Raw genomic sequence first — 21,182 nt, 5'->3', positions numbered from 1 at the left:
CTTACCGTATCCGCATGGCAGCCAGCACCCACACAGTGACCAACCAGGCACCTCCCCTGGTGGGGTACGACGTCTATACGTCGGACCGCGCCCTGTCCGAAGCCGTGGAGCGGCATCTGGACCCGGAACTGCTCGACACCGCCCGCGGGGAGCTGACCGCGCTCGGCACGGCCGCGGGTTCCGCTCAGGTACAGGAGTGGGGGGTACTCGCCAACGAGAACCCGCCGAAGCTGCGCACCCACGACCGCTACGGCCACCGTGTCGACGAAGTCGACTTCCATCCGGCCTGGCACCAGCTGCTCGACCGGGCGGTGTCGGCGGGCCTGACCGGGGCCTGGACCCGCGAGGGCGGGCATGTGCGCCGGGCGGCGGGTTTCCTCGTATGGACACAGGCCGAGGGCGGGCACGGGTGTCCGATCTCCATGACGCACGCCGCCGTGCCCGCGCTGCGCACCGATCCGGCGCTCGCCGCCGAGTGGGAGCCACGCCTGACCTCCGCCGTCTACGAGCAGGGTCTGCGGCCGGCCGCGCAGAAGGCCGGTGTGCTCTTCGGGATGGGCATGACGGAGAAGCAGGGCGGCAGCGACGTCCGCGCCAACACGACGGAGGCGAAGCCCCTGTCCGGCGACGGGCAGTACGGCCTCACGGGGCACAAGTGGTTCTGTTCGGCGCCGATGTCGGACGGGTTCCTGGTCCTGGCGCAGGCCCCGGGCGGCCTGACCTGCTTCCTCGTGCCGCGGATCCTGGAGGACGGTGCGCGCAACGCCTTCGCGATCCAGCGCCTCAAGGACAAGCTGGGCAACAAGTCGAACGCGTCGAGCGAGGTGGAGTTCGACGGCACGTGGGCACGCCGGGTCGGTGACGAGGGGCGCGGGGTGCGCACCATCATCGAGATGGTGGCGGCTACCCGCCTCGACTGTGTGATCGGCTCCGCGGCCCTGATGCGGCAGGCCGTCGCACAGGCCGTGCACCACACGACGTACCGCAGCGCCTTCGGCGGCCTGCTGATCGACAAGCCGCTGATGCGCAACGTGCTCGCGGACCTGGCCCTGGAATCGGAGGCGGCGACGGCCCTGGCGCTGCGCCTCGCGGCGGCCTACGACGACGGCGGCGAGCAGGAGCGGGCGTTTCTGCGCCTCGCGGTGCCGGCCGCCAAGTACTGGGTGACGAAGCGCTGTACGCCGGTCGCGGTGGAGGCCCTGGAGTGCCTGGGGGGCAACGGCTATGTCGAGGAGTCGGGGATGCCGCGCCTGCTGCGCGAGTCGCCGCTGAACTCGATCTGGGAGGGCGCGGGCAACGTACAGGCACTCGACGTGCTGCGGGCGCTGCAGCGCGAGCCGGGGGCCCTGGACGCGTTCCTGCAGGAGGTGGGCCGGGCGCGCGGCGCCGACCACCGCCTCGACAACGCCATCAAGGAGCTGCTGACCGAACTGGCCGACCTGGACGGCATCGAGGCCAGGGCCCGGCGCCTCGTGGAGCGGATGGCCCTGGTCCTCCAGGGCGCGCTGCTCGTACGGTTCGCACCGCCGGAGGTCTCGGACGCGTTCTGCGCCTCACGGCTCGGCGGCGACTGGGGCACGGCGTTCGGAACGCTGCCGCACAGTCTGGACCTGGGGTCTGTGGTGGACCGCGCCCGGCCACTCTTCAGCCCGTCGTAGCCGGCCCCGTCAGCCCGTCTGGGGGCACCTCCCAGCGGTAGCTGGGGGAGTTTGAGGACAAGCCCGGAGGGCGGCGTAGCGGCACCACACAAGGGCGGTGCCCATAACAACCCGTAAAAGAAGAAATGTCGCAGGGGTGGTGCTGCGCCGACACGGCACCACCCCTGCTTTCATGGCCCCGTTGAGAGGAGCATGAACGCCGCAGAAGCGGCGTTGTGAATAGTTTCGGTCAACCGCTCGGTTGTTCGCGAGGGTTGCAGGGGGTTGCAGCGGTTCCTTCCAACCTCCCCCCTTTTCGGGGGCAGCGGGGTGACGATGGGTGGAGCACCCTACGCACTGGGGTTTCGGGGAGGCACCGGTGACGACGAACTCGACCATCGATCTGGTACGGCTCGCGGCGATGGACTCGGTCCGCGCCGCCCGGCTGCTGCAAGGTGTGCGCGCCGCCGCCCTGTCGGGCCAGGAGCCGCCGGTCGAACCGCGTCCCGTCATCGAGCAGTCGTGGGACCGGATGCTGCGCAGCGGCGTGGACCCCGACCACGACTTCCGGGCCGGTCTGCTCGCCCTTGAGGACCTGGAGGAGCGCCGCCGCACCTCGCAGCTGCACGAGATCATGCCGGTGCTGCGCGAGGGACTCGTCTCGATCGCGGACGCCGCGCAGCACATCATGGTGGTGGCCGACGCCGACGGCCGGGTGCTGTGGCGCGAGGGCCACAGCACGGTGCTCCGCAAAGCGGACGGCCACGGCTTCGAACCCGGCGCGGACTGGCGGGAGTCGACGGTCGGCACGAACGGCGTGGGCACGCCCCTGGTGGTGCGCAGGCCGGTGCAGGTGTTCTCCGCCGAGCACTTCGTGCGGACGCACCACTCGTGGACATGCGCGGGCTCCCCCGTGACCGATCCGCGCGACGGCAAGCTGATCGGCGTCGTCGACATCAGCGGCCCGATCGACACCATGCACCCGGCGACCCTCGCCCTGGTGCACTCGGTGACCCGGCTCGCCGAGGCCGAGTTGCGCACCCGGCACCTCGCGGCCCTCGACCGGCTGCGGACGATGGCCCTGCCGGTGCTCTCACGTCTGCCGGGCCGGGCCCTGGTCGTGGACGAGAACGGCTGGACGGCAGCGGTCACCGGGATGCCGCCGGTGGACCGGATCGCCCTGCCCAAATCCCTCTCCTCCGGCCGCACTTGGCTGGCCTCCCTGGGCGAGTGCGCGGCCGAGGAGCTGCCGGGCGGCGGCTGGCTGCTCCGCCCGGCCCCCGCCGACCCCGACGCCCCGGACCCGCAGGCCACCACGAGCGTCGTGCTCGACCTGAGGAGCGGCCGGCACTCGTCGGTGACCTTGTCCGGCGGCGCGGGCAGCTGGGCCCACGACCTGTCGCCCCGGCACGCCGAACTGCTCTACCTGCTCGCCACGCATCCGTCGGGCCGCACGGCCTCGGGCCTCGCGGAGGACATGTTCGGCGACCCGGCGCGCACGGTGACGGTGCGGGCGGAACTCTCCCGCGTACGGCGCTACTTGGCGGGGCTCCTCGACCACCGCCCGTACCGCTTCCGCGAGGACGCCGACGTCGAGGTGCTGCTGCCGGACGACCCCCGGGAGCTGCTGCCGCACTCGACGGCACCCGCGGTGCTGAGGGCACGGCAAACCTGACTCGTCAGAGGGGCGTCAAGGAGTCCGTGCGTCTCTTGAGCCGTACGCCGGAGGCGAGTTGCATGGGGTACGTGAACAGCGCCTGGCTCCTGCTCGACCGTCCGCCTCATCCGGCGATGACGTGTCGCGCGCCACGCTGTCCGGAGTTCTCCGCCTCCCGCTGAACCAAGGGGAATCTCCGCTCCCCGGTGGGGCGCCGTGCACTGCGCGGCGCCCCCTCTCATGTACACGCACCTCTGCGCGCAGCGCGTAAACGCACATCTACGCAGCACGCAGTACGCACCCATACATCCGCACCCGCACCTCCGCGGCCCCGCAAGGGCACGCGGGCGTGCCCGCACACCTTCCGGAACGGATCATGTCTGAGTCCAGCTTCGCCGCCCGTACGGTCCTGGTGACCGGCGCCACCTCCGGTATCGGTCACGAGACCGCCCGCCTGCTCGCCGAGCGCGGCGCCACCGTCCTCGTGCACGGCCGCACCGCCGAGGAGGCCCGGGCCGCCACGGACCGCCTGGTCGCCACGGCGGGCATCCGGGCCGCGCAACTGTGCCCGCTCGCCGCCGACTTCACCCGCCTCGAAGAGGTCGACGCGATGGCGGCCCGCGTGCTCGCCGAGCACCCCCGCCTCGACGTCCTGGTCAACAACGCCGCCACGGCCGCACCCGAGCGCCACACCCTGACCGCCGACGGCAACGAGATCGCCTTCCAGGTGAACTTCCTCGCCCACTACCTGCTCACCCATCTCCTCGAAGCGGCGCTCACCGGCGACCCGGGCGGCCGTGTCGTCAATGTCTCCTCCTCGCTGCACCGCTCCGCCGCCATCCAGTGGAGCGACCCCCAGCGCGCCCGCCGCTACTCGCGCCTCGCCGCCTACGCCCAGTCACAGCTCGCCCTCACCGTCTTCGCCGCCGACCCCCGTGTCACCGCCGTGTCCCTGCACCCCGGCATCTGCGAAACCGGTCTTCTGCCGCTGTACGGGCAGAGGGGCGCGAGCGCCGCGGAGGGCGCCGCCCATGTCGTACGCCTCTGCGACCCGGCCACCGAGGTCGTCAACGGTGCCTACTACGACCGCGACCAGCTCGTCGACCCCGCGCCCACCGCCACCGAGGACCGCACCGTCAAGCGCCTCAACAAGCTCGCCGGCCTCCTGGTCGGCCACGCCGCGTGAACTGATCGTGCCCGAAGGGGCGGGGGGCTGCGCGCTTAGAGTGAGCGTGACGCCCCCCGCCAGGGCGTCGTGCCAGGCGACCGCGACGGAAAGCCGCCCACCATGCACATCACCGGACGCCCCGCGCCCCCGACAGGTCTGCGCCGTCTGCTCTTCCGGGCCCCCGTTCACCTCTACCGGCTGCGCCTCGGACGGCTGCTCGGCGGCCGCTTCCTGCTGCTCCACCACATCGGCCGGGTCTCGGGCAAGCTGCGTCAGGTCGTCGTCGAGGTGGTCGAGCACGACCGCGTGACCGGCGCGTACATCGTCTGCTCCGGCTTCGGTCCGCGGGCCGACTGGTACCGCAATCTGCTCGCCGCCCCCGACGTCACGATCCAGGTCGGCGCCCGCGTCCTGCCCGTCACGGCACACCCGCTGGGCGCCGACGAGGGCGCCGAGTTCATGGCCCGATACGCGCCACGCCACCCCCGCGCGGCCCGCAGACTCTGCCGCTTCATGGGCTTCGCCGTCGACGGCTCCGAGGCCGACTACCGCGCCGTCGGCCGCGAACTCCCCTTCGTGCGCCTGACTCCACGCGGCACGGGCCACTGACCGGCCGCCTTGCCCGGCCGCCCCTACCCGGCCCCCCTGTCCGAGCCAACCGAACCGCCCGAACCGCCCGAACCAACCGAGCCGCCCGAACCGCCCTGCCGTCCGAGCAGCTCGAACACGCTCGAGAAGCTGTCCGCGCCCCGCCCCTCCGCCAGGCGCCGCCCCAGCAGTTCCCGCAACGGCTCGTGCAGCGCGGTGTCGACGCCCTGGGACCGCGCCGTGTCGACGAGAGTGGTGAGCGCCGTGTGGTTCATGCCCACGGTGGACGCGGCGTCGTCGTACGACCGTGCGTCGACCTCGCGCGCCAGCTCCGGCAGAAAGTCGAGGAGCCCGGAGAGCCACCGGGTCACCAGGGGCACGAACTCCGCCGCCGGCCGCCCCACCGAGGCGAGCAGCGCGGCGGAGTGCAGAAAGCCCGCGAGCGCCGCGTATCCACTGCCGAGCAGCGCCAGGTCCTCGAACTCCGCGAGGCCGGGGTCCGCGCCGAGGAAGTGGGCCGTGGCGAGCAGTTCCAGGCTCTCGCGGTGTTCCGCGAAGGCCTCCGGCGAGCCGCTGTAGAGGAAGAACGCCTCCGGGGTCGCCACGGTCTCGGGCAGCGCCATCATCGCCCCGTCCAGATACCGTGCGCCGCGCTCCTGCACCCATGCCGCCAACTCCCGCGCCTCTTCCGGGGTGTTGTTGGTGAGGTTGACGACCACCCGGCCCCGCAGGTGCGCGGCAGCGGCGGCCAGCGTGTCGCGTACCGCCCGCTGGTCCAGGAGCGAGACGAGCACCAGCTCGCTCGCGGCGACCGCGTCCGCCACCGTGGCGGCGGTCCGCGCACCCTGCTTCAGCAGGGGTACGGCGCGCTCGGGGCTGCGGTTCCACACGGTGGTGACACGGCCCGCGCCGAGCAGGGCGGCGGCGATGGGCCCACCCATGCGGCCCAGGCCGAGGACGGTGACGGCGGCGGAGGCCGCGGAGGAGGCGGTGGTGGTAGTGGTGGTGTCGGCGGCTTGCTCAGACACGGCCGGCCTCCCCCGCGCTCGCGGCGACCGCCTCGACGACGCTCGCGATACCGTCGCCGCCATGCCCGTCGGCACTCGCCCTGGCCAGCAACTCTCGGACAGCCAACGGCAGTTGTGTGCCGACACCGGCGCTCCTGCTGGTCTCGACGAGATGGTCCATGGCGGCGGCGTGCACATCGACCGTGCCGTCGTCGTCGGTGAGGCGGCCGGTGCCGAGCTGCCGTGCGTGGTCGGTCATCAGGCCGGTCACGAACGGCATGTGCCCCGCGGCCACCTCGGCGAACGCCACCGGGTCCACACCGGCGGCGCCCGTGAGCGCCACCGCGTGGTAGAAGCCCGCGAGCGCGCCCCACGCCAGGCCGAACAGCGCCGTGTCGTACAGGGCCGCGGCCCCGGGGTCGGCACCCACGGACACCGGGTTGCCGAGCGCCACGAGCGTCGCACGGTGGGCGGCGACCACCTCCGGGGCGCCGCTGAGGACGAACAGCGCCTCGGGCCGGCCCACGAGCCGTGTCCCGCTCATGGCCGCCCCGTCCATATAGGCGGCGCCCTGGGCCTCGAACCAGGCCGCTTCCTCACGGGCCTGCTCGGGCGTCCCTGACGTCAGGTTGAGCACCGTCTTGCCGCGCAGCCGGGCCGCTGCCGGCGCGAGCAGGGCGCGTACGGTCGCGTAGTCCGGTACGACGACCACGACGAGGTCGCTCGCGCCGACGGCGTCAGCGACCGTTCCGGCCTGCTCGGCGCCCGCCGCGACCAGGGGCTCCGCCTTCTCCGGCGTGCGGTTCCAGACGGTGGTGCGGTGCCCCGCGGCGAGAAAGGCGCGGGTGAGGGCGCTGCCCATCTGTCCGAGGCCGAGCACGGCGATCTGCGACATCTCAACTCCCTACGGCGGGGCGGCCCTTGGGTGGGCCGCCGTGCCGCCAAGGTGCCCGCACCGCCTTTCGGATCACTGTCGGATCGCTGTCGGGAACCTCGCCGGAACGCTGTCACACCCGACGGGCGACCCGCAGCAGGTACTCCTTCCGGTTCAGCGGGTCCAGGTCGGTGCGCGGCCTGCTCGGCGGGCGGCCCCGGACCGGCGCGTAGTGGTCGTAGGCGCTCTCCAGGACTCCCTCTCCCCTGGTCAGTCCCGGCAGTTGCTGTTCCAGGGCGTGCACGCGGGCGGCCGCGATGTCGCCCTCCAGGAGGCAGACCGCCGTGTGCAGTTCCTGGGTGTGCGGGACGGCGCCGAGGCGGGACAGGGCCGACATGAGCGGCCCGAAGGTGTCCGCCGGTGCCTCGACACGGAAGCGGTGCATCGGCTCGTACACCGTGGTGCCCGCCTCTTCGAGCGCGCTCATCACGACCAGCGGCGTCAGATTGCGGAAGTCCCCCGCGGTACTGGACATGCTCTTGTCGAACACCGCATGGGAATGGCTCTGCCGCGGCCAGTAGCCGGAGTGCGTCATGGTGACCGTGCAGTCGGTGACCTGCCAGCCGTGGATCCCCTCGCGCAGCGTCTCCGTCACGGTCTCCTCGACGGCCTTGAAGAACGCGTACGGCATCGAGCCCAGCTCCACTTCGAGGCGGAAGCCGATGCCCGCACCGACCGGCGCCGGATCGATCCGCAGGCCCACCGTGCCGAGGAACGGGTCGAGGTCCTTCTCGTACGCCGACCCGCGGCCGGCCGGGCGCTCGATACAGATCGTGGTCGTCTCACGGAAGGTGACGTCCACCCCGAACTCCTCGGCGAGCGTGGCCTGGATGACCTCCTTCTGCACTTCGCCGTAGAGCGATACGGACACCTCGCCGCGTACGTCGTCCTGGCGCAGATCGATCAGCGGGTCCTGCTCGGCGAGCTGGCTGAGCGCGACATGCAGCGCGCTCCTGTCGGCGGGGCGCCGCGGCACGACGACCGTTTCGAGGGTCGGCGGCGCGAAGTGACGGTCCGCGACTCCCGCGCGCGGTACGCCGATGGCGTCGCCGACCCGGATACCGCCGAGGCCCCACAGCTTGCCGATCCGGCCCGCGCTCACCGCCGTGAGCCGCTCTTCGCCGCCCTGCTCGAAGACACTGATCGCGGTGACCTTGCTTTCGGCACGCGCCGGGTCTTCGGCACGCTGCGGGCCTTCGGCACCCCCCGAGGCGTCGGCACGCTCCGAGGTCTCTCCCGCGGGGCCGAAGGGCAGGACATCGCGGACCGCGACCGTGCCCGAGAACAGCCGGGCATACGCGATCTTCTCGCCGGCCGGGCCGCGTTCGACCTTGAACACCGTGCCGGACACCGGGGCGTCCGGGTCGCCTTCGGGCGCGGGCAGCAGCTCCCTGATGCCTGCGGTCAGCGCGGCCACACCGGCACCGGTGATCGCCGAGCCGAAGTACACCGGGTGCACCAGGGCCCGCCGGCTCTGCGCCGCGAGCTCGGCGCTCAGCCGCTCGTACGACAGCGGCATCTCGCCGTCGGCAGCGTCGACATACGCGGCGAGCAGCTCATCGTCGCTCTCCGCGAGCAACTCGGCCAGGTTCGCGGTGAATTCGGGATCCTCGGCGGAGTACGGGACGGCCTCGGCACGGCGGGTGCCCGCCTCCCGTACCTGCCCCATGGGCACGACCGCGGAGGTCAGCTTCCCGGCGAGCGCGCCCAGCACCCGGTCGCAGCGCGCACCGGCCCGGTCGATCTTGTTCACGAAGATCAGCGTGGGGATGCGCAGGCGCCGCAGCGTCCGCATCAGGATGCGGGTCTGGGCCTGTACGCCCTCCACGGCGGAGACGACGAGCACCGCGCCGTCGAGCACACTGAGCACCCGCTCCACCTCGGCGATGAAGTCCGGGTGGCCGGGGGTGTCGATCAGATTGACCGTGGTGCCGTCGAGCGCGAAGGACACGACGGCGGACTTGATGGTGATACCGCGCCGGCGCTCGAGCGCGAGCGAATCGGTCTGCGTACTGCCGTCGTCGACGCTGCCGATCTCGTCGGTCACGCCCGCGTCGTGCAGCAGCCGCTCGGTCAGACTCGTCTTGCCGGCGTCAACATGCGCCAGGATTCCCAGGTTCAGGGTGGGGTGCGAGGTGCGGTCCGTGGTGGACACGCGGGTGGTTACGGGCACAGAGCGTCATGTCCTTCGGGTGGATGGGCATTCCCTTCTGGTGGGACATGGACGCTGCGCGCATAACCGCTCTCCTTGGCCGGACCGGCCGCCGAGCCGGCCGATGCGGCGAGTACAGCCAAAGGGCCCGGCGTACGCAACCGAATTACACGGTGCGCGCGCCGGGCCCTCGGCCCCCGCTAGACGCCGGGTATCTCCCTGGCGCGGAAGGCCGCGCGCACGGTGTCCGCCGCCGCCTTGCCGTACATGGACTGCGCGGTCGCGATCGTCTTCAGGGCCGCGTCCTCGAAGCTGGTGCCGGGTGCGAAGCCGAACTGTGCGCTGACGATGATCCGGTCCGCGGTGCGGGCGCCGAGGCCGCGCCGGATGTCGTAGAGGGCCCGCGACCAGATCTCGCCGTCCGCGTGCACCTGGCCCACCTTGTCCGCGTACACCTTGTTCCCGTCGATCCGGCGCAGACAGTGCGGTGTCTCGCTGTATGAGACGGAGTCCCAGTCCGCGACGCAGGCGAGGTCGGCCTTGGCGGGCCAGCCGTACTTGGCGTCCGCGTACGCGCCGACGCTCACCGCCAGATAGTCACCGAAGGCCTCACCGATCGCCCCGGCCTCCAGGGAGGTGCCGAAGCCCGGCACCTGGTCGTGGTGCACGGCGTGGCCGTACTCGTGCACGATCACCTCGGCGTCCTCGGCGTCGTCCACCCCGCCCTTGCCGAACCGGATCTCCGCCTTCCTGTCCGTGAAGTAGGAGTTGTCGGCGCCCCACTGGTTGATCCGCACGGGCTGCGCCCGGTCATTGGCGCCCGGAAGCTCGCTGCCGAAGCCGAGCGCCTGCAGATACTCCTGTGCCTCATTGACCCAGAAGTACGCCATGACCTGCTCGAACTGGTCGTCCTCGCGAGTGAAGCCGGTGGCGTCCGCGGTCTTCGCTGAGGCCCCGGTGTCGGATCTGACATACGCCCACTTGCCGTTGAGGCCGCCGCTCGCGTCGAGGTTGCGCAGCGGCGCGGTGGCGTACGCGGAGGCGGGCACGGCACTCGCCGCGTCCTTGGCGTCGACGAGTGACTGGTCGCCCGAGGACTGCACCGGGTTGACCATGAACAGCCGGGCCTGAGGGCCGGCGGAGGGGGCGGAAGCAGCGGAGGCACCGGAGGCATCGGCAGCTGGCGCGGATGTGCCGGCTGATGCGGGTGCGGCGAGGGTGGCGAGCGCGACCGTGGCGATGGCGGCAGCGAGCAGGCCGCGGGGTGTGCGGCGGACCATGGAGTCCTCCCTTGTCGGATGCTCAGGGGGGGTGGCGCTGCGCGATCTTCCCGTAGGGCGGAGGCTTTGGGTAGAGGGCGGACGGGCCCTGCCGCGGGCGTCCCGGAGGGGGTGCGTGCGCGGGGCTGCGGCGGCCGTGGTTCCCTGTGCCGCATGAGCAGCATCACTGTGACCACGTGGTCTCTGGAGCAGACCTCACCCGCGGACCTCGTTACGGCGGCCGCGCCCTCCGGCGATCTGCGGATCGTGCGCGCCGAGGTGCCGTCACCCGAGTTCAGCCGCTTCCTCTACACCGCGGTGGGCGGGGACATCCGCTGGACGGACCGGCTCTCGCTGACCTACGCCGAGTGGCAGGAGCAGCTGGAGCGCCCCGGCACGGAGACCTGGGTCGCATACGACAGGGGCACTCCGGCGGGCTATGTCGAGCTACAGGCCCAGGACGAGGGGGCCGTGGAGATCGTCTACTTCGGTCTGATCCCGGCGTTCCGCGGGCGCCGGATCGGCGGCCATCTGCTGTCGTACGCCACGGCGCGGGCCTGGGACCTGGCCGAGCGCTGGCCGGGGCGGGCGCCGACGAAGCGGGTCTGGCTGCACACCTGCAGCAAGGACGGCGAGCACGCCATGGCCAACTACCAGCGGCGCGGCTTCCGGCTCTTCGACACCAAGGTCGAGGAGGAGCCGGAGGTGGCCGCCCCCGGGCCCTGGCCCGGCGCGGCCACCGAGGCCTGAGGGCTCCTTCGGAGCGCTGCTTCGGAGCGCCGCTTCGGATCACTGTTTCGGATCACTGTTTCGGATCACTGTTTCGGATTACTGCGTGACCCAGGACACACTGTCTCGCGATGCGGGACAGTGTTGTCCAAATCTTGGATGACGGTGGACTGCCCGGAGATCCGCGTGCCACGCTTCCGTCATGTCTCGAGCTGGAATTGCCTTGGTGAGTCGGCGGCACGTCGACCTCGGCCGCATGTCCAGCGCGATCTGTCCGGCCTGCTGAACTCTCAGCACCACGCCGCACTCTTTCTTTCCTGACACTCCCTGCGCAAGGGCGCGCGACGATCCGCGCATGCCCCTGGCCCCTGCCCGTATGCGCAGGTCAGAGCCGCTTTCCTGCTGTCCCGAAGGACGTATCAACCATGGCCGCAACCCCTGAGAAGCCTGCTGCCGCCGCGCCCCGCCGCAAGGCGAGCCGTCACCGTGGTGAGGGCCAGTGGGCAGTGGGCCACTTCACGCCGCTCAACGGCAACGAGCAGTTCAAGAAGGACGACGACGGTCTCAATGTGCGGACACGCATTGAGACGATCTACTCGAAGTCCGGATTCGACTCGATCGACCCCAACGACCTGCGCGGCCGCATGCGTTGGTGGGGCCTCTACACCCAGCGCAAGCCCGGCATCGACGGCGGCAAGACCGCGATCCTGGAGCCGGAGGAGCTGGACGACGAGTACTTCATGCTGCGGGTGCGGATCGACGGCGGCCGTCTCACCACCCAGCAGCTGCGCGTGATCGGTCAGATCTCGGAGGAGTTCGCCCGCGGCACCGCCGACATCACGGACCGGCAGAACATCCAGTACCACTGGATCCGTATCGAGGACGTGCCGGAGATCTGGCGGCGGCTCGAAGAGGTCGGCCTGTCCACCACCGAGGCCTGCGGCGACACCCCGCGCGTCATCCTCGGCTCACCGGTCGCCGGTATCGCCGAGGACGAGATCATCGACGGCACGCCGGCCGTCGAGGAGATCCACCGCCGTGTCATCGGCAACCCGGCCTTCTCCAACCTGCCGCGCAAGTTCAAGTCCGCGATCTCCGGTTCGCCGCTGCTCGACGTGGCGCACGAGATCAACGACATCGCCTTCGTCGGCGTCCAACACCCCGACCACGGGCCCGGGTTCGACCTCTGGGTCGGCGGCGGCCTGTCCACCAACCCCAAGATCGGCCAGCGGCTCGGCGCATGGGTGCCGCTCGACGAGGTGCCCGACGTCTTCGAGGGCGTCATCTCGATCTTCCGCGACTACGGCTACCGCCGGCTGCGCACCCGCGCCCGCCTGAAGTTCCTGCTCGCCGACTGGGGCACGGAGAAGTTCCGCCAGGTCCTCGAGGACGAGTACCTCGAGCGCAAGCTGATCGACGGCCCCGCCCCCGCCCAGCCCGTGGCCCGCTGGCGCGACCACGTCGGCGTGCACCGGCAGCAGGACGGCAAGTTCTACGTCGGCTTCGCGCCGCGCGTCGGACGCGTCGACGGGGCGACGCTCACCAAGATCGCCGAAATCGCCGAGGCCCATGGCTCGGGCCGGCTGCGCACCACCGTCGAGCAGAAGATGATCGTGCTCGATGTGGAGGAGTCGCAGATCGAGCCGCTGAGCGAGGCGCTCGAAGCACTCGATCTGACCGTGCGCCCGTCGCCGTTCCGGCGCGGCACGATGGCCTGCACCGGCATCGAGTTCTGCAAGCTGGCGATCGTCGAGACCAAGGCCCGCGGCGCCTCGCTCATCGATGAACTCGAGCGCCGTATCCCCGAGTTCGACGAGCCGATCACCATCAACATCAACGGCTGCCCCAACGCCTGCGCCCGTATCCAGGTCGCGGACATCGGTCTCAAGGGCCAGCTGGTCCTCGACGACCGGGGCGAGCAGGTCGAGGGCTACCAGGTGCACCTGGGCGGCGCCCTCGGCCTGGAGGCGGGCTTCGGCCGCAAGGTGCGCGGCCTGAAGGTCACCGCCGACGAACTGCCCGACTACATCGAGCGGGTCCTCAAGCGCTTCCAGGAGGAGCGCGAGGACGGCGAGCGGTTCGCCACCTGGGCCGGACGCGCCGCCGAGGAGGCCCTCAAGTGAGCGAGCGTGCCGCCCCCTTCTACTGCCCCTACTGCGGCGACGAGGACCTGCGTCCGAACGAGACGGGGCACGGCGCCTGGGAATGCGCGTCCTGCAATCGAGCCTTCCAGCTGAAGTTCCTCGGGCTGCTGACCCGGGGCCTGCAGCACAACGACGGTGGAGGGGACCAGATATGACGACAACTCAGACCGAACGCGGTGCCGGAGAACTCCAGGAGCTCGCCGAGCGGGCCGGCCGCGAACTCGAGGACGCCTCGCCCCTGGAGATCCTGAGGTGGGCCGCCGACACCTTCGGCAAGCGCTTCTGCGTGACCTCCTCGATGGAGGACGCGGTCGTCGCCCATCTGGCCTCCCGCGCCATGCCCGGCGTCGATGTCGTCTTCCTGGACACCGGCTACCACTTCCCCGAGACCATCGGCACCGCGGACGCGGTGGACGCCGTGATGGACGTCAACCTCATCACGCTCACCCCGCGCCAGACCGTCGCCGAGCAGGACGCCGAGCACGGGCCGAAGCTGCACGACCGCGACCCCGACCTGTGCTGCGCCCTGCGCAAGGTCAAGCCCCTCGAAGAGGGCCTGGCCTCCTACGACGCCTGGGCCACCGGCCTGCGCCGGGACGAGTCGCCGACCCGCGCGAACACCCCGGTCGTCGGCTGGGACGCCAAGCGCCAGAAGGTCAAGATCTCGCCGATCGCCCGCTGGACGCAGGACGACGTCGACGCCTATGTCGCCGAGCACGGCGTCCTCACCAACCCCCTGCTCATGGACGGCTATCCGTCCATCGGCTGCGCGCCCTGCACCCGCCGGGTCGCCGAGGGCGAGGACGCCCGCGCCGGACGCTGGGCGGGCCGCTCCAAGACGGAATGCGGGCTGCACGGATGACGAACCATCAGGAGACACACGTGACCGGAGCTGCCACGGCTCCCGGGGCCGCCGCGGCCGGAGCTGCCACGGCTCCCGGGGCCGCCGCGGCCGGAGCTGCCACGGCTCCGGGTGCCGCTACGGCCGGAGCCACCGACACGGCCGGGGCCGGCGCCGCCTCGGCCCGAGGCGGCGTCACCGCCGGGGCCACCATCTGGCTCACCGGCCTGCCGAGCGCCGGAAAGACCACCATCGCCCACGAGCTGGCGGGACGGCTGCGCACCGAGGGCCATCGCGTCGAGGTGCTCGACGGGGACGAGATCCGTGAGTTCCTCTCCGCGGGCCTCGGCTTCAGCCGCGAGGACCGGCACACCAACGTGCAGCGCATCGGCTTCGTCGCCGAACTGCTCGCCTCCAACGGTGTGAAGGCCCTCGTCCCGGTCATCGCCCCGTACACGGACAGCCGTGAGGCGGTGCGCAAGCGCCACCAGAACGAAGGCACCGCGTATGTCGAGGTGCATATCGCCACTCCGGTGGAGGTCTGCTCCGAGCGCGATGTGAAGGGTCTGTACGCCAAGCAGGCCGCGGGCGAGATCTCCGGGCTCACCGGCGTCGACGACCCGTACGAGGAGCCCGAGTCGCCCGATCTGCGGATCGAGTCGCAGCGGCAGACCGTGCAGGAGTCCGCAGCCGCGCTGCACGCGCTGCTCACTGAAAGGGGTCTGGCATGACGACCACCGCGTCGCTGTCGGAGGAGACCGACAGCCCTTACGCGCTCAGCCACTTGGACGCTCTGGAGTCCGAGGGTGTGCATATCTTCCGCGAGGTGGCGGGCGAGTTCGAGCGGCCGGTGATCCTTTTCTCCGGCGGCAAGGACTCCATCGTCATGCTGCATCTCGCCCTGAAGGCCTTCGCCCCCGCCGCGGTCCCCTTCTCGCTCCTGCATGTGGACACCGGGCACAACTTCCCCGAGGTCCTGGACTACCGCGACCGCGTCGTGGCCGAACACGGGCTGCGCCTGCATGTCGCCTCCGTGCAGGACTACATCGACGCCGGCAAGCTCCGCGAGCGCCCCGACGGCACCCGCAACCCGCTGCAGACGGTGCCGCTGACCGAGGCCATCCAGGAACACCGCTTCGACGCCGTGTTCGGCGGCGGGCGGCGTGACGAGGAGAAGGCCCGCGCCAAGGAGCGCGTCTTCTCCCTGCGTGACGAGTTCTCCCAGTGGGACCCTCGGCGCCAGCGCCCCGAGCTGTGGCAGCTCTACAACGGCCGCCACGCCCCCGGCGAGCACGTCCGCGTCTTCCCGCTGTCCAACTGGACCGAGCTGGACGTGTGGCAGTACATCGCCCGCGAACACATCGAGCTCCCGGAGATCTACTTCGCCCACGAGCGCGAGGTGTTCCAGCGCTCCGGCATGTGGCTGACCGCCGGCGACTGGGGCGGCCCGCGCGAGGACGAGAGTGTCGAAAAGCGCCTGGTGCGCTACCGCACGGTCGGCGACATGTCCTGCACCGGCGCCGTCGACTCCGACGCCACCACACTCCCGTCCGTGATCGCCGAGATCGCCGCATCGCGGCTCACCGAGCGCGGCGCCACCCGCGCCGACGACAAGCTCTCCGAGGCCGCCATGGAAGACCGCAAGCGCGAGGGGTACTTCTAAATGAGCACCAACACCGAGCAGTTGGCCGATCTGGGCGACCTGTCGGCCACCACCCTGCTGCGCTTCGCCACCGCCGGATCCGTGGACGACGGCAAGTCCACCCTGGTCGGGCGTCTGCTGCACGACTCCAAGTCGGTCCTGACCGACCAGCTCGAAGCCGTCGAGCGGGCCTCGCTCAGCCGCGGCGCGGGCGCCCCGGACCTGGCGCTGCTCACCGACGGGCTGCGCGCCGAGCGCGAGCAGGGCATCACCATCGACGTGGCCTACCGCTACTTCGCCACCGCCCGGCGCCGGTTCATCCTGGCCGACACCCCCGGCCATGTGCAGTACACCCGCAACATGGTCACCGGCGCCTCCACCGCCGAACTCACCGTCATCCTGGTCGACGCCCGCAACGGCGTGGTCGAGCAGACCCGCCGCCACGCCGCCATCGCCGCCCTCCTGCGGGTGCCGCATGTGGTCCTGGCCGTCAACAAGATGGACCTCGTCGACTACGCCGAGCCCGTCTTCGCGCAGATCGCCGAGGAATTCACCACCTACGCCGGCGAGTTGGGCGTGCCTGAGATCACCGCGATCCCGATCTCCGCGCTCGCCGGGGACAACGTGGTCGAGCCGTCCGCCCACATGGACTGGTACGGCGGCCCCACCGTCCTCGAACACCTGGAGACGGTGCCGGTCAGCCACGACCTGGCGTCCTGCCACGCCCGCTTCCCCGTGCAGTACGTGATCCGCCCCCAGACCGCCGAACACCCCGACTACCGCGGCTACGCGGGCCAGATCGCGGCCGGCACCTTCCGGGTCGGCGAGTCCGTGACCGTGCTGCCCTCCGGCCGCACCTCCAAGATCGCGGGGATCGATCTGCTCGGCACCAGCGTCGATGTGGCCTGGACCCCGCAGTCGGTGACGCTGCTGCTCGAGGACGACATCGACATCTCCCGCGGCGACCTCCTCGTGCCCTCCGGGGACGCGCCCGCGACCAGCCAGGACGTCGAGGCGACCGTCTGCCATGTCGCCGACACCCCGCTCACGGTGGGCCAGCGGGTGCTGCTCAAGCACACCACCCGTACCGTCAAGGCCATCGTCAAGGAGATCCCCTCGCGGCTGACCCTCGACGACCTCTCCCAGCACCCGGCACCCGGGCAGCTGGTCGCCAACGACATCGGACGGGTCCGCGTCCGCACCGCCGAGCCGCTGGCCATCGACTCCTACGCCCACTCCCGGCGCACCGGCTCCTTCCTCCTGATCGACCCGGCCGACGGCACCACCCTCGCGGCCGGCATGGCGGGCGACGCCTTCGCCTCCGCGACCGCGCCGGTCGCCGAGGCCTCCGGTGCCGCCGACGACGAAGACGCGGCCTGGGACTTCTGATGGCCTTCGATGCGTTCGCGACATTCGCGAAGGAGGGCGGCCGCGTCGGCAGCGGCACCCTCGGCGCGGGCTCTGGGGGCGTCGTGCGATGTGCGTGAAGACGTACGCGCACCGCATGCGCGCCCAGAAGCACCGCCCTTCGCCGCAGCACAGGCGAAGACCCGACGACCGTGCCGACTGCCCGGCCGCGTCCCCGGATCCCGGACGGACGTAGGAACCGGGCCAACGAGAGGACCACCTCCCGTGCCTGCCGACCATCCCACCGACACCGGCGCCACGAGTTCCCGCCGCAGCACGCGCCGCGCTCTTGTCGCGGCCGCCGCCCTGCCGCTGCTCGCCCTGACGGCCACCGCCTGCGGCTACGGCTCCCAGGCCAAGGACGACCAGCAGAACGCCGCCAAGGGCAAGAAGATCGATGACCTCTCCGAGGTGAAGATCGGGTACTTCCCGAACCTCACCCACGGCACGGCCCTGGTGGGTCTGGAGAAGGGCATACTCCAGAAGGAACTGGGCGGCACCCAGATCAAGCCGTCCACCTTCAACGCCGGGCCCTCCGCGATCGAGGCACTCAACTCCGGCTCCATCGACATCGGCTGGATCGGCCCCTCCCCCGCGATCAACGGCTACACCAAGTCGGCCGGCAAGAACCTGCGGATCATCGCCGGAGCGGCCTCCGGCGGCGTGAAGCTCGTCGTCAACCCGGACAAGATCCGGTCCCTGGACGATGTCAAGGGCAAGAAGATCGCCACCCCGCAGCTCGGCAACACCCAGGACGTCGCCTTCCTCAACTGGATCGCCGAACGCGGCTGGAAGGTCAACGCGCAGAGCGGCGAGGGCGATGTCTCCGTCGTCCGCACGGACAACAAGATCACACCCGACGCCTACAAGTCGGGCTCCGTCGACGGCGCCTGGGTCCCCGAGCCGACCGCCTCCAAGCTGGTCTCCGAAGGCGCCAAGGTCCTGCTCGACGAGAAGGACCTGTGGCCGGACAAGAAGTTCGTGATCACCAACCTCATCGTGTCGCAGGACTTCCTCAAGGAGCACCCGAAGGTCGTCGAGGCGGTCCTGCGCGGTTCGGTGAAGACCAACAAGTGGATCTCCGCCAACCCCGAAGAGGCGAAGGCCGCCGCCAACGCCAGTATCAAGGCCGAGTCCGGCAAGGCGCTCCCCGCCAAGATCCTCGACCCGGCGTGGAAGTCCATCGAGTTCACCGACGACCCGCTGGCCGCCACCCTCGACACCCAGGCCAAGCACGCGGTCAAGGCGGGCCTCCTCCAAGAGCCCGGCCTGGACGGCATCTACGACCTGGAGCTCCTCAACAAGGTGCTGCGGGACCAGGGCCAGCCCGGGGTCGACGACTCCGGTCTCGGCGTCAAGTAACCACCGCAACCTGACCGTTCCCAGGAGGTGACGATCATGGCCAGCACGCTCACCAAGGCCGAGGACCGTACCGCGGTGGCGCACGCCGCCCGTATCGAGCATGTGTCCAAGTCCTTCGGCCGGCCCGGCGCACAGCAGCTCGTGCTCGACGACATCAGCCTCGATGTCGCACCGGGCGAATTCGTCACCCTCCTGGGGGCCTCGGGGTGCGGCAAATCCACCCTGCTCAACCTGGTCGCCGGCCTCGACGCACCCACCACAGGGACCATCGAGACCCCCGGCGGGCGGCCCGCCCTGATGTTCCAGGAACACGCCCTGTTCCCCTGGCTCACCGCGGGCAAGAACATCGAACTCGCCCTGCGGCTGCGCGGCATGCCCAAGAGCGAGCGGCGCGACGAGGCCGAGCGGCTGCTCGGCCTGGTCCGCCTGAACGACGCGCACGGCAAGCGGGTGCACGAGCTCTCCGGCGGCATGCGCCAGCGCGTCGCCCTGGCCAGGGCACTCGCCCAGGACAGCCAACTGCTCCTGATGGACGAGCCGTTCGCGGCCCTCGACGCCATCACACGCGACGTCCTGCACGACGAACTGACCCACCTGTGGCACGAGACCGGCATCTCCGTCCTCTTCGTCACACACAACGTGCGTGAAGCGGTACGCCTCGCCCAGCGCGTCGTCCTGCTGTCCTCCCGCCCCGGCCGCATCGCCCGCGAATGGACCGTGGACATCCCGCAGCCGCGCCGAATCGAGGACTCCGCCGTCGCGGAACTGTCCCTCGAGATCACCGAACAACTCCGTGGGGAGATCCGCCGTCATGGCCAGCACTGACACCTCCGCCAAGGGCCCCGCGCCCAAGGACTCGGGTCTGTCGGGCCTCGCCGGGCTCGAGGCCGGCCTCGACGCCCTGGAGGCCTCGGCCACCTCGTACACCCCGCGCAGTGAGGTACTCCGCAACAAGGTCCTGCCCCCCTTCCTCGCCGTTGTCCTCGTCCTGGTGACCTGGCAGGCCCTGAGCTGGGCACAGGTCGTCGACCCCTACAAGCTCCCGTCGCCCTCCGACGTGTGGGCCGAAGTGACCGACGCCTGGCTGCAGGGCACGCTGCTCGACTACGTCTGGACCAGCCTCTGGCGCGGTATGTCCGGCTTCCTGCTCGCCCTGGCCATCGGCACCCCCCTCGGCCTCCTCGTGGCCCGGGTCCGCTTCGTGCGCGCCGCCATCGGCCCGATCCTCTCCGGCCTGCAGTCCCTGCCCTCCGTCGCCTGGGTGCCGCCCGCCGTGCTCTGGCTCGGCCTGAACGACTCGATGATGTACGCGGTGATCCTCCTCGGCGCCGTGCCGTCCATCGCCAACGGTCTGGTCTCCGGCGTCGACCAGGTGCCCCCGCTCTTCCTGCGGGCGGGACGCACCCTCGGCGCGACCGGCGTACGCGGCACCTGGCACATCGTGATGCCCGCCGCGCTGCCCGGATACCTGGCCGGCCTGAAGCAGGGCTGGGCGTTCTCCTGGCGGTCCCTGATGGCCGCGGAGATCATCGCCTCCTCGCCCGATCTCGGCGTGGGGCTCGGCCAGTTGCTGGAGAACGGCCGCACCAACAGCAGCATGTCCATGGTCTTCCTCGCGATCACACTGATCCTCGTCGTCGGAATCGCCATCGACCTCCTCATCTTCAGTCCACTGGAGCGCCGCGTCCTGCGCAGCCGCGGTCTCCTCGCCAGGAGCTGAGCACGCCATGCACCGTCCGGTCCTCCCGTCACCCAAGGCCCTTGCCTGGCAAGGGCACACACCCACCCTCCTCGTCGTCGCCCACGGCAGCCGCGATCCGCGCCATGCCGCGACCGTGCACGCCCTGGTGCGCCGGGTGCGGGCGCTGCGGCCCGGCCTGCGCGTGGAGACCGGCTTCCTGGACTTCAACGCGCCCTCCGTACCGCGCGTGTTCGAAGGACTGGCCGCCGACGGTGTGCGCGACGTGGTGGCCCTGCCGCTGCTGCTCACCCGTGCCTTCCACGCCAAGGCCGATATCCCCGCCGTCCTGCGCGAGGCGAGTGCCCGCCTGCCGCAGCTGCGGATACGCCAGGCCGACGTCCTCGGCCCCTCGCCGCTGCTCATCGACGCCTTGGAGCGACGGCTCGAAGGCGCCGGGCTCACGGCCGGCGACAAGCGCTCGACCGGGGTCGTCCTGGCCTCGGCGGGCTCCTCAGACCCGGAGGCGATCGCAGTGATCGCAGAAATCGCGCGGGAGTGGCGGCGCACCGGTTGGTGTGCCGTGCGGCCTGCGTTCGCCTCCGCATCTCTGCCCCGCACGGAGGACGCCGTGCGGCAACTTCGGGCCGAGGGGGTGCGCCGGGTGGCTGTGGCTCCCTACGTCATCGCGCCCGGCTTCCTGCCCGACCGGATCGCCCGCGGCGCACGTGCGGCCGGAGCCGATGTCCTGGCCGATGTCCTCGGCCCCGCCCCGGAGTTGGGGCGCCTGCTCCTCGCGCGGTACGACACGGCCGCTGCGGAGGCCCCGGTGACCGCAGCACTCACGGCTTGAGAGGGGCGCCGCCCGCGCTGCTCCGCCCGTCGGCTCGGTCAGCTCGGTCAGCTCGGTCAGCTCGGTCAGCTCGGTCAGCTCGGTCAGCTCGGTCAGCTCGGTCAGCTCGGTCAGCTCGGTCAGC

Annotated in this window: 20 protein-coding genes; 16 read left to right on the top strand and 4 right to left on the bottom strand. The window is 71.2% G+C overall.

Annotation, left to right across the window (positions count from 1 at the left end; all coding sequences use genetic code 11):
* Positions 1-14: 14 nt before the first annotated feature.
* The 4 genes from ACFQVC_RS01725 (at position 15) to ACFQVC_RS01710 (ending at position 5,071) form a co-directional block, all read left to right on the top strand.
* Positions 15-1,658 carry an acyl-CoA dehydrogenase family protein gene (locus tag ACFQVC_RS01725; RefSeq protein WP_381825609.1) on the top strand — a complete coding sequence of 548 codons (1,644 nt, stop codon included), beginning with the start codon at positions 15-17 and terminating at the stop codon, positions 1,656-1,658.
* 400 nt (positions 1,659-2,058) lie between these two features.
* On the top strand, positions 2,059-3,312 hold the full coding sequence (locus ACFQVC_RS01720) for a GAF domain-containing protein (RefSeq protein WP_381827044.1): 1,254 nt from the start codon (positions 2,059-2,061) through the stop codon (positions 3,310-3,312).
* Between the two features lie 358 nt (positions 3,313-3,670).
* Positions 3,671-4,480, top strand: coding sequence for an SDR family NAD(P)-dependent oxidoreductase (locus tag ACFQVC_RS01715; RefSeq protein ID WP_381825607.1), 810 nt, complete (start codon positions 3,671-3,673; stop codon positions 4,478-4,480).
* Between the two features lie 102 nt (positions 4,481-4,582).
* Entirely contained in the window at positions 4,583-5,071 is a 489-nt protein-coding gene (locus ACFQVC_RS01710; protein WP_381825605.1) for a nitroreductase family deazaflavin-dependent oxidoreductase, read from the top strand.
* 23 nt (positions 5,072-5,094) lie between these two features.
* Here ACFQVC_RS01710 and ACFQVC_RS01705 read toward each other — a convergent pair whose 3' ends face one another.
* The 4 genes from ACFQVC_RS01705 to ACFQVC_RS01690 all read right to left on the bottom strand — a co-directional run bounded on the left by ACFQVC_RS01705 (position 5,095) and on the right by ACFQVC_RS01690 (position 10,423).
* Entirely contained in the window at positions 5,095-6,078 is a 984-nt protein-coding gene (locus ACFQVC_RS01705) for an NAD(P)-dependent oxidoreductase (protein WP_381825603.1), read from the bottom strand.
* Positions 6,071-6,952, bottom strand: coding sequence for an NAD(P)-dependent oxidoreductase (locus ACFQVC_RS01700; protein WP_381825601.1), 882 nt, complete (start codon positions 6,950-6,952; stop codon positions 6,071-6,073). The genes ACFQVC_RS01705 and ACFQVC_RS01700 overlap by 8 nt, the downstream gene beginning before the upstream one ends.
* A 112-nt stretch (positions 6,953-7,064) precedes the next feature.
* Positions 7,065-9,113, bottom strand: coding sequence for a GTP-binding protein (locus ACFQVC_RS01695; protein WP_417851970.1), 2,049 nt, complete (start codon positions 9,111-9,113; stop codon positions 7,065-7,067).
* 230 nt (positions 9,114-9,343) lie between these two features.
* Positions 9,344-10,423: a M4 family metallopeptidase gene (locus ACFQVC_RS01690; RefSeq protein WP_381825597.1), complete on the bottom strand. Its 1,080-nt coding sequence runs from the start codon at positions 10,421-10,423 to the stop codon at positions 9,344-9,346.
* 153 nt (positions 10,424-10,576) lie between these two features.
* Between ACFQVC_RS01690 and ACFQVC_RS01685 the strand changes: the two genes are divergently transcribed.
* From ACFQVC_RS01685 to ACFQVC_RS01630, 12 genes are all read left to right on the top strand, one after another.
* Positions 10,577-11,152: a GNAT family N-acetyltransferase gene (locus tag ACFQVC_RS01685; RefSeq protein WP_381825595.1), complete on the top strand. Its 576-nt coding sequence runs from the start codon at positions 10,577-10,579 to the stop codon at positions 11,150-11,152.
* A 181-nt stretch (positions 11,153-11,333) separates the two neighbouring features.
* On the top strand, positions 11,334-11,417 hold the full coding sequence (locus tag ACFQVC_RS01680) for a putative leader peptide (protein WP_323180923.1): 84 nt from the start codon (positions 11,334-11,336) through the stop codon (positions 11,415-11,417).
* A gap of 139 nt (positions 11,418-11,556) precedes the next feature.
* Positions 11,557-13,254, top strand: coding sequence for a nitrite/sulfite reductase (locus ACFQVC_RS01675; protein WP_381825593.1), 1,698 nt, complete (start codon positions 11,557-11,559; stop codon positions 13,252-13,254).
* Positions 13,251-13,430 (top strand): hypothetical protein, encoded by a 180-nt coding sequence (locus ACFQVC_RS01670; RefSeq protein ID WP_381825591.1) that lies wholly within the window; start codon positions 13,251-13,253, stop codon positions 13,428-13,430. Before ACFQVC_RS01675 ends, ACFQVC_RS01670 begins: the two co-directional genes overlap by 4 nt.
* Positions 13,427-14,137: a phosphoadenylyl-sulfate reductase gene (locus ACFQVC_RS01665; protein WP_381825589.1), complete on the top strand. Its 711-nt coding sequence runs from the start codon at positions 13,427-13,429 to the stop codon at positions 14,135-14,137. The genes ACFQVC_RS01670 and ACFQVC_RS01665 overlap by 4 nt, the downstream gene beginning before the upstream one ends.
* A 191-nt stretch (positions 14,138-14,328) precedes the next feature.
* Positions 14,329-14,847, top strand: a complete 519-nt coding sequence (gene cysC / locus ACFQVC_RS01660) for an adenylyl-sulfate kinase (protein WP_381827042.1) — start codon at positions 14,329-14,331, stop codon at positions 14,845-14,847.
* Entirely contained in the window at positions 14,844-15,779 is a 936-nt protein-coding gene (cysD, locus tag ACFQVC_RS01655) for a sulfate adenylyltransferase subunit CysD (RefSeq protein WP_381825587.1), read from the top strand. Before cysC ends, cysD begins: the two co-directional genes overlap by 4 nt.
* The gene (locus ACFQVC_RS01650; RefSeq protein ID WP_381825585.1) at positions 15,780-17,147 is read left to right on the top strand and encodes a sulfate adenylyltransferase subunit 1; all 1,368 of its coding nucleotides are present in this window, start codon (positions 15,780-15,782) and stop codon (positions 17,145-17,147) included.
* Between the two features lie 243 nt (positions 17,148-17,390).
* Positions 17,391-18,527, top strand: coding sequence for an ABC transporter substrate-binding protein (locus ACFQVC_RS01645; protein WP_381825583.1), 1,137 nt, complete (start codon positions 17,391-17,393; stop codon positions 18,525-18,527).
* A 33-nt stretch (positions 18,528-18,560) separates the two neighbouring features.
* Positions 18,561-19,352 carry an ABC transporter ATP-binding protein gene (locus ACFQVC_RS01640; RefSeq protein WP_381827040.1) on the top strand — a complete coding sequence of 264 codons (792 nt, stop codon included), beginning with the start codon at positions 18,561-18,563 and terminating at the stop codon, positions 19,350-19,352.
* Positions 19,339-20,247, top strand: coding sequence for an ABC transporter permease (locus ACFQVC_RS01635; protein WP_381825581.1), 909 nt, complete (start codon positions 19,339-19,341; stop codon positions 20,245-20,247). Before ACFQVC_RS01640 ends, ACFQVC_RS01635 begins: the two co-directional genes overlap by 14 nt.
* A 7-nt stretch (positions 20,248-20,254) precedes the next feature.
* Positions 20,255-21,058 (top strand): sirohydrochlorin chelatase, encoded by an 804-nt coding sequence (locus tag ACFQVC_RS01630; RefSeq protein WP_381825579.1) that lies wholly within the window; start codon positions 20,255-20,257, stop codon positions 21,056-21,058.
* The last annotated feature ends 124 nt before the right edge of the window (positions 21,059-21,182 follow it).

Source organism: Streptomyces monticola (assembly GCF_042665355.1).
In the GTDB taxonomy this organism is placed as follows: domain Bacteria; phylum Actinomycetota; class Actinomycetes; order Streptomycetales; family Streptomycetaceae; genus Streptomyces; species Streptomyces monticola.
This window is presented reverse-complemented; position numbering and strand designations above follow the sequence as displayed.

Coding starts and splice junctions, on each gene's coding strand:
- cysD (WP_381825587.1), top strand. CDS start 14,844: ATGACGACCACCGCGTCGCTGTCGGAGGAGACCGACAGCCCTTACGCG.
- ACFQVC_RS01710 (WP_381825605.1), top strand. CDS start 4,583: ATGCACATCACCGGACGCCCCGCGCCCCCGACAGGTCTGCGCCGTCTG.
- ACFQVC_RS01635 (WP_381825581.1), top strand. CDS start 19,339: ATGGCCAGCACTGACACCTCCGCCAAGGGCCCCGCGCCCAAGGACTCG.
- ACFQVC_RS01685 (WP_381825595.1), top strand. CDS start 10,577: ATGAGCAGCATCACTGTGACCACGTGGTCTCTGGAGCAGACCTCACCC.
- ACFQVC_RS01690 (WP_381825597.1), bottom strand. CDS start 10,423: ATGGTCCGCCGCACACCCCGCGGCCTGCTCGCTGCCGCCATCGCCACG.
- ACFQVC_RS01665 (WP_381825589.1), top strand. CDS start 13,427: ATGACGACAACTCAGACCGAACGCGGTGCCGGAGAACTCCAGGAGCTC.
- ACFQVC_RS01715 (WP_381825607.1), top strand. CDS start 3,671: ATGTCTGAGTCCAGCTTCGCCGCCCGTACGGTCCTGGTGACCGGCGCC.
- ACFQVC_RS01630 (WP_381825579.1), top strand. CDS start 20,255: ATGCACCGTCCGGTCCTCCCGTCACCCAAGGCCCTTGCCTGGCAAGGG.
- ACFQVC_RS01675 (WP_381825593.1), top strand. CDS start 11,557: ATGGCCGCAACCCCTGAGAAGCCTGCTGCCGCCGCGCCCCGCCGCAAG.
- ACFQVC_RS01700 (WP_381825601.1), bottom strand. CDS start 6,952: ATGTCGCAGATCGCCGTGCTCGGCCTCGGACAGATGGGCAGCGCCCTC.
- ACFQVC_RS01680 (WP_323180923.1), top strand. CDS start 11,334: ATGTCTCGAGCTGGAATTGCCTTGGTGAGTCGGCGGCACGTCGACCTC.
- ACFQVC_RS01720 (WP_381827044.1), top strand. CDS start 2,059: ATGGACTCGGTCCGCGCCGCCCGGCTGCTGCAAGGTGTGCGCGCCGCC.
- ACFQVC_RS01725 (WP_381825609.1), top strand. CDS start 15: ATGGCAGCCAGCACCCACACAGTGACCAACCAGGCACCTCCCCTGGTG.
- ACFQVC_RS01650 (WP_381825585.1), top strand. CDS start 15,780: ATGAGCACCAACACCGAGCAGTTGGCCGATCTGGGCGACCTGTCGGCC.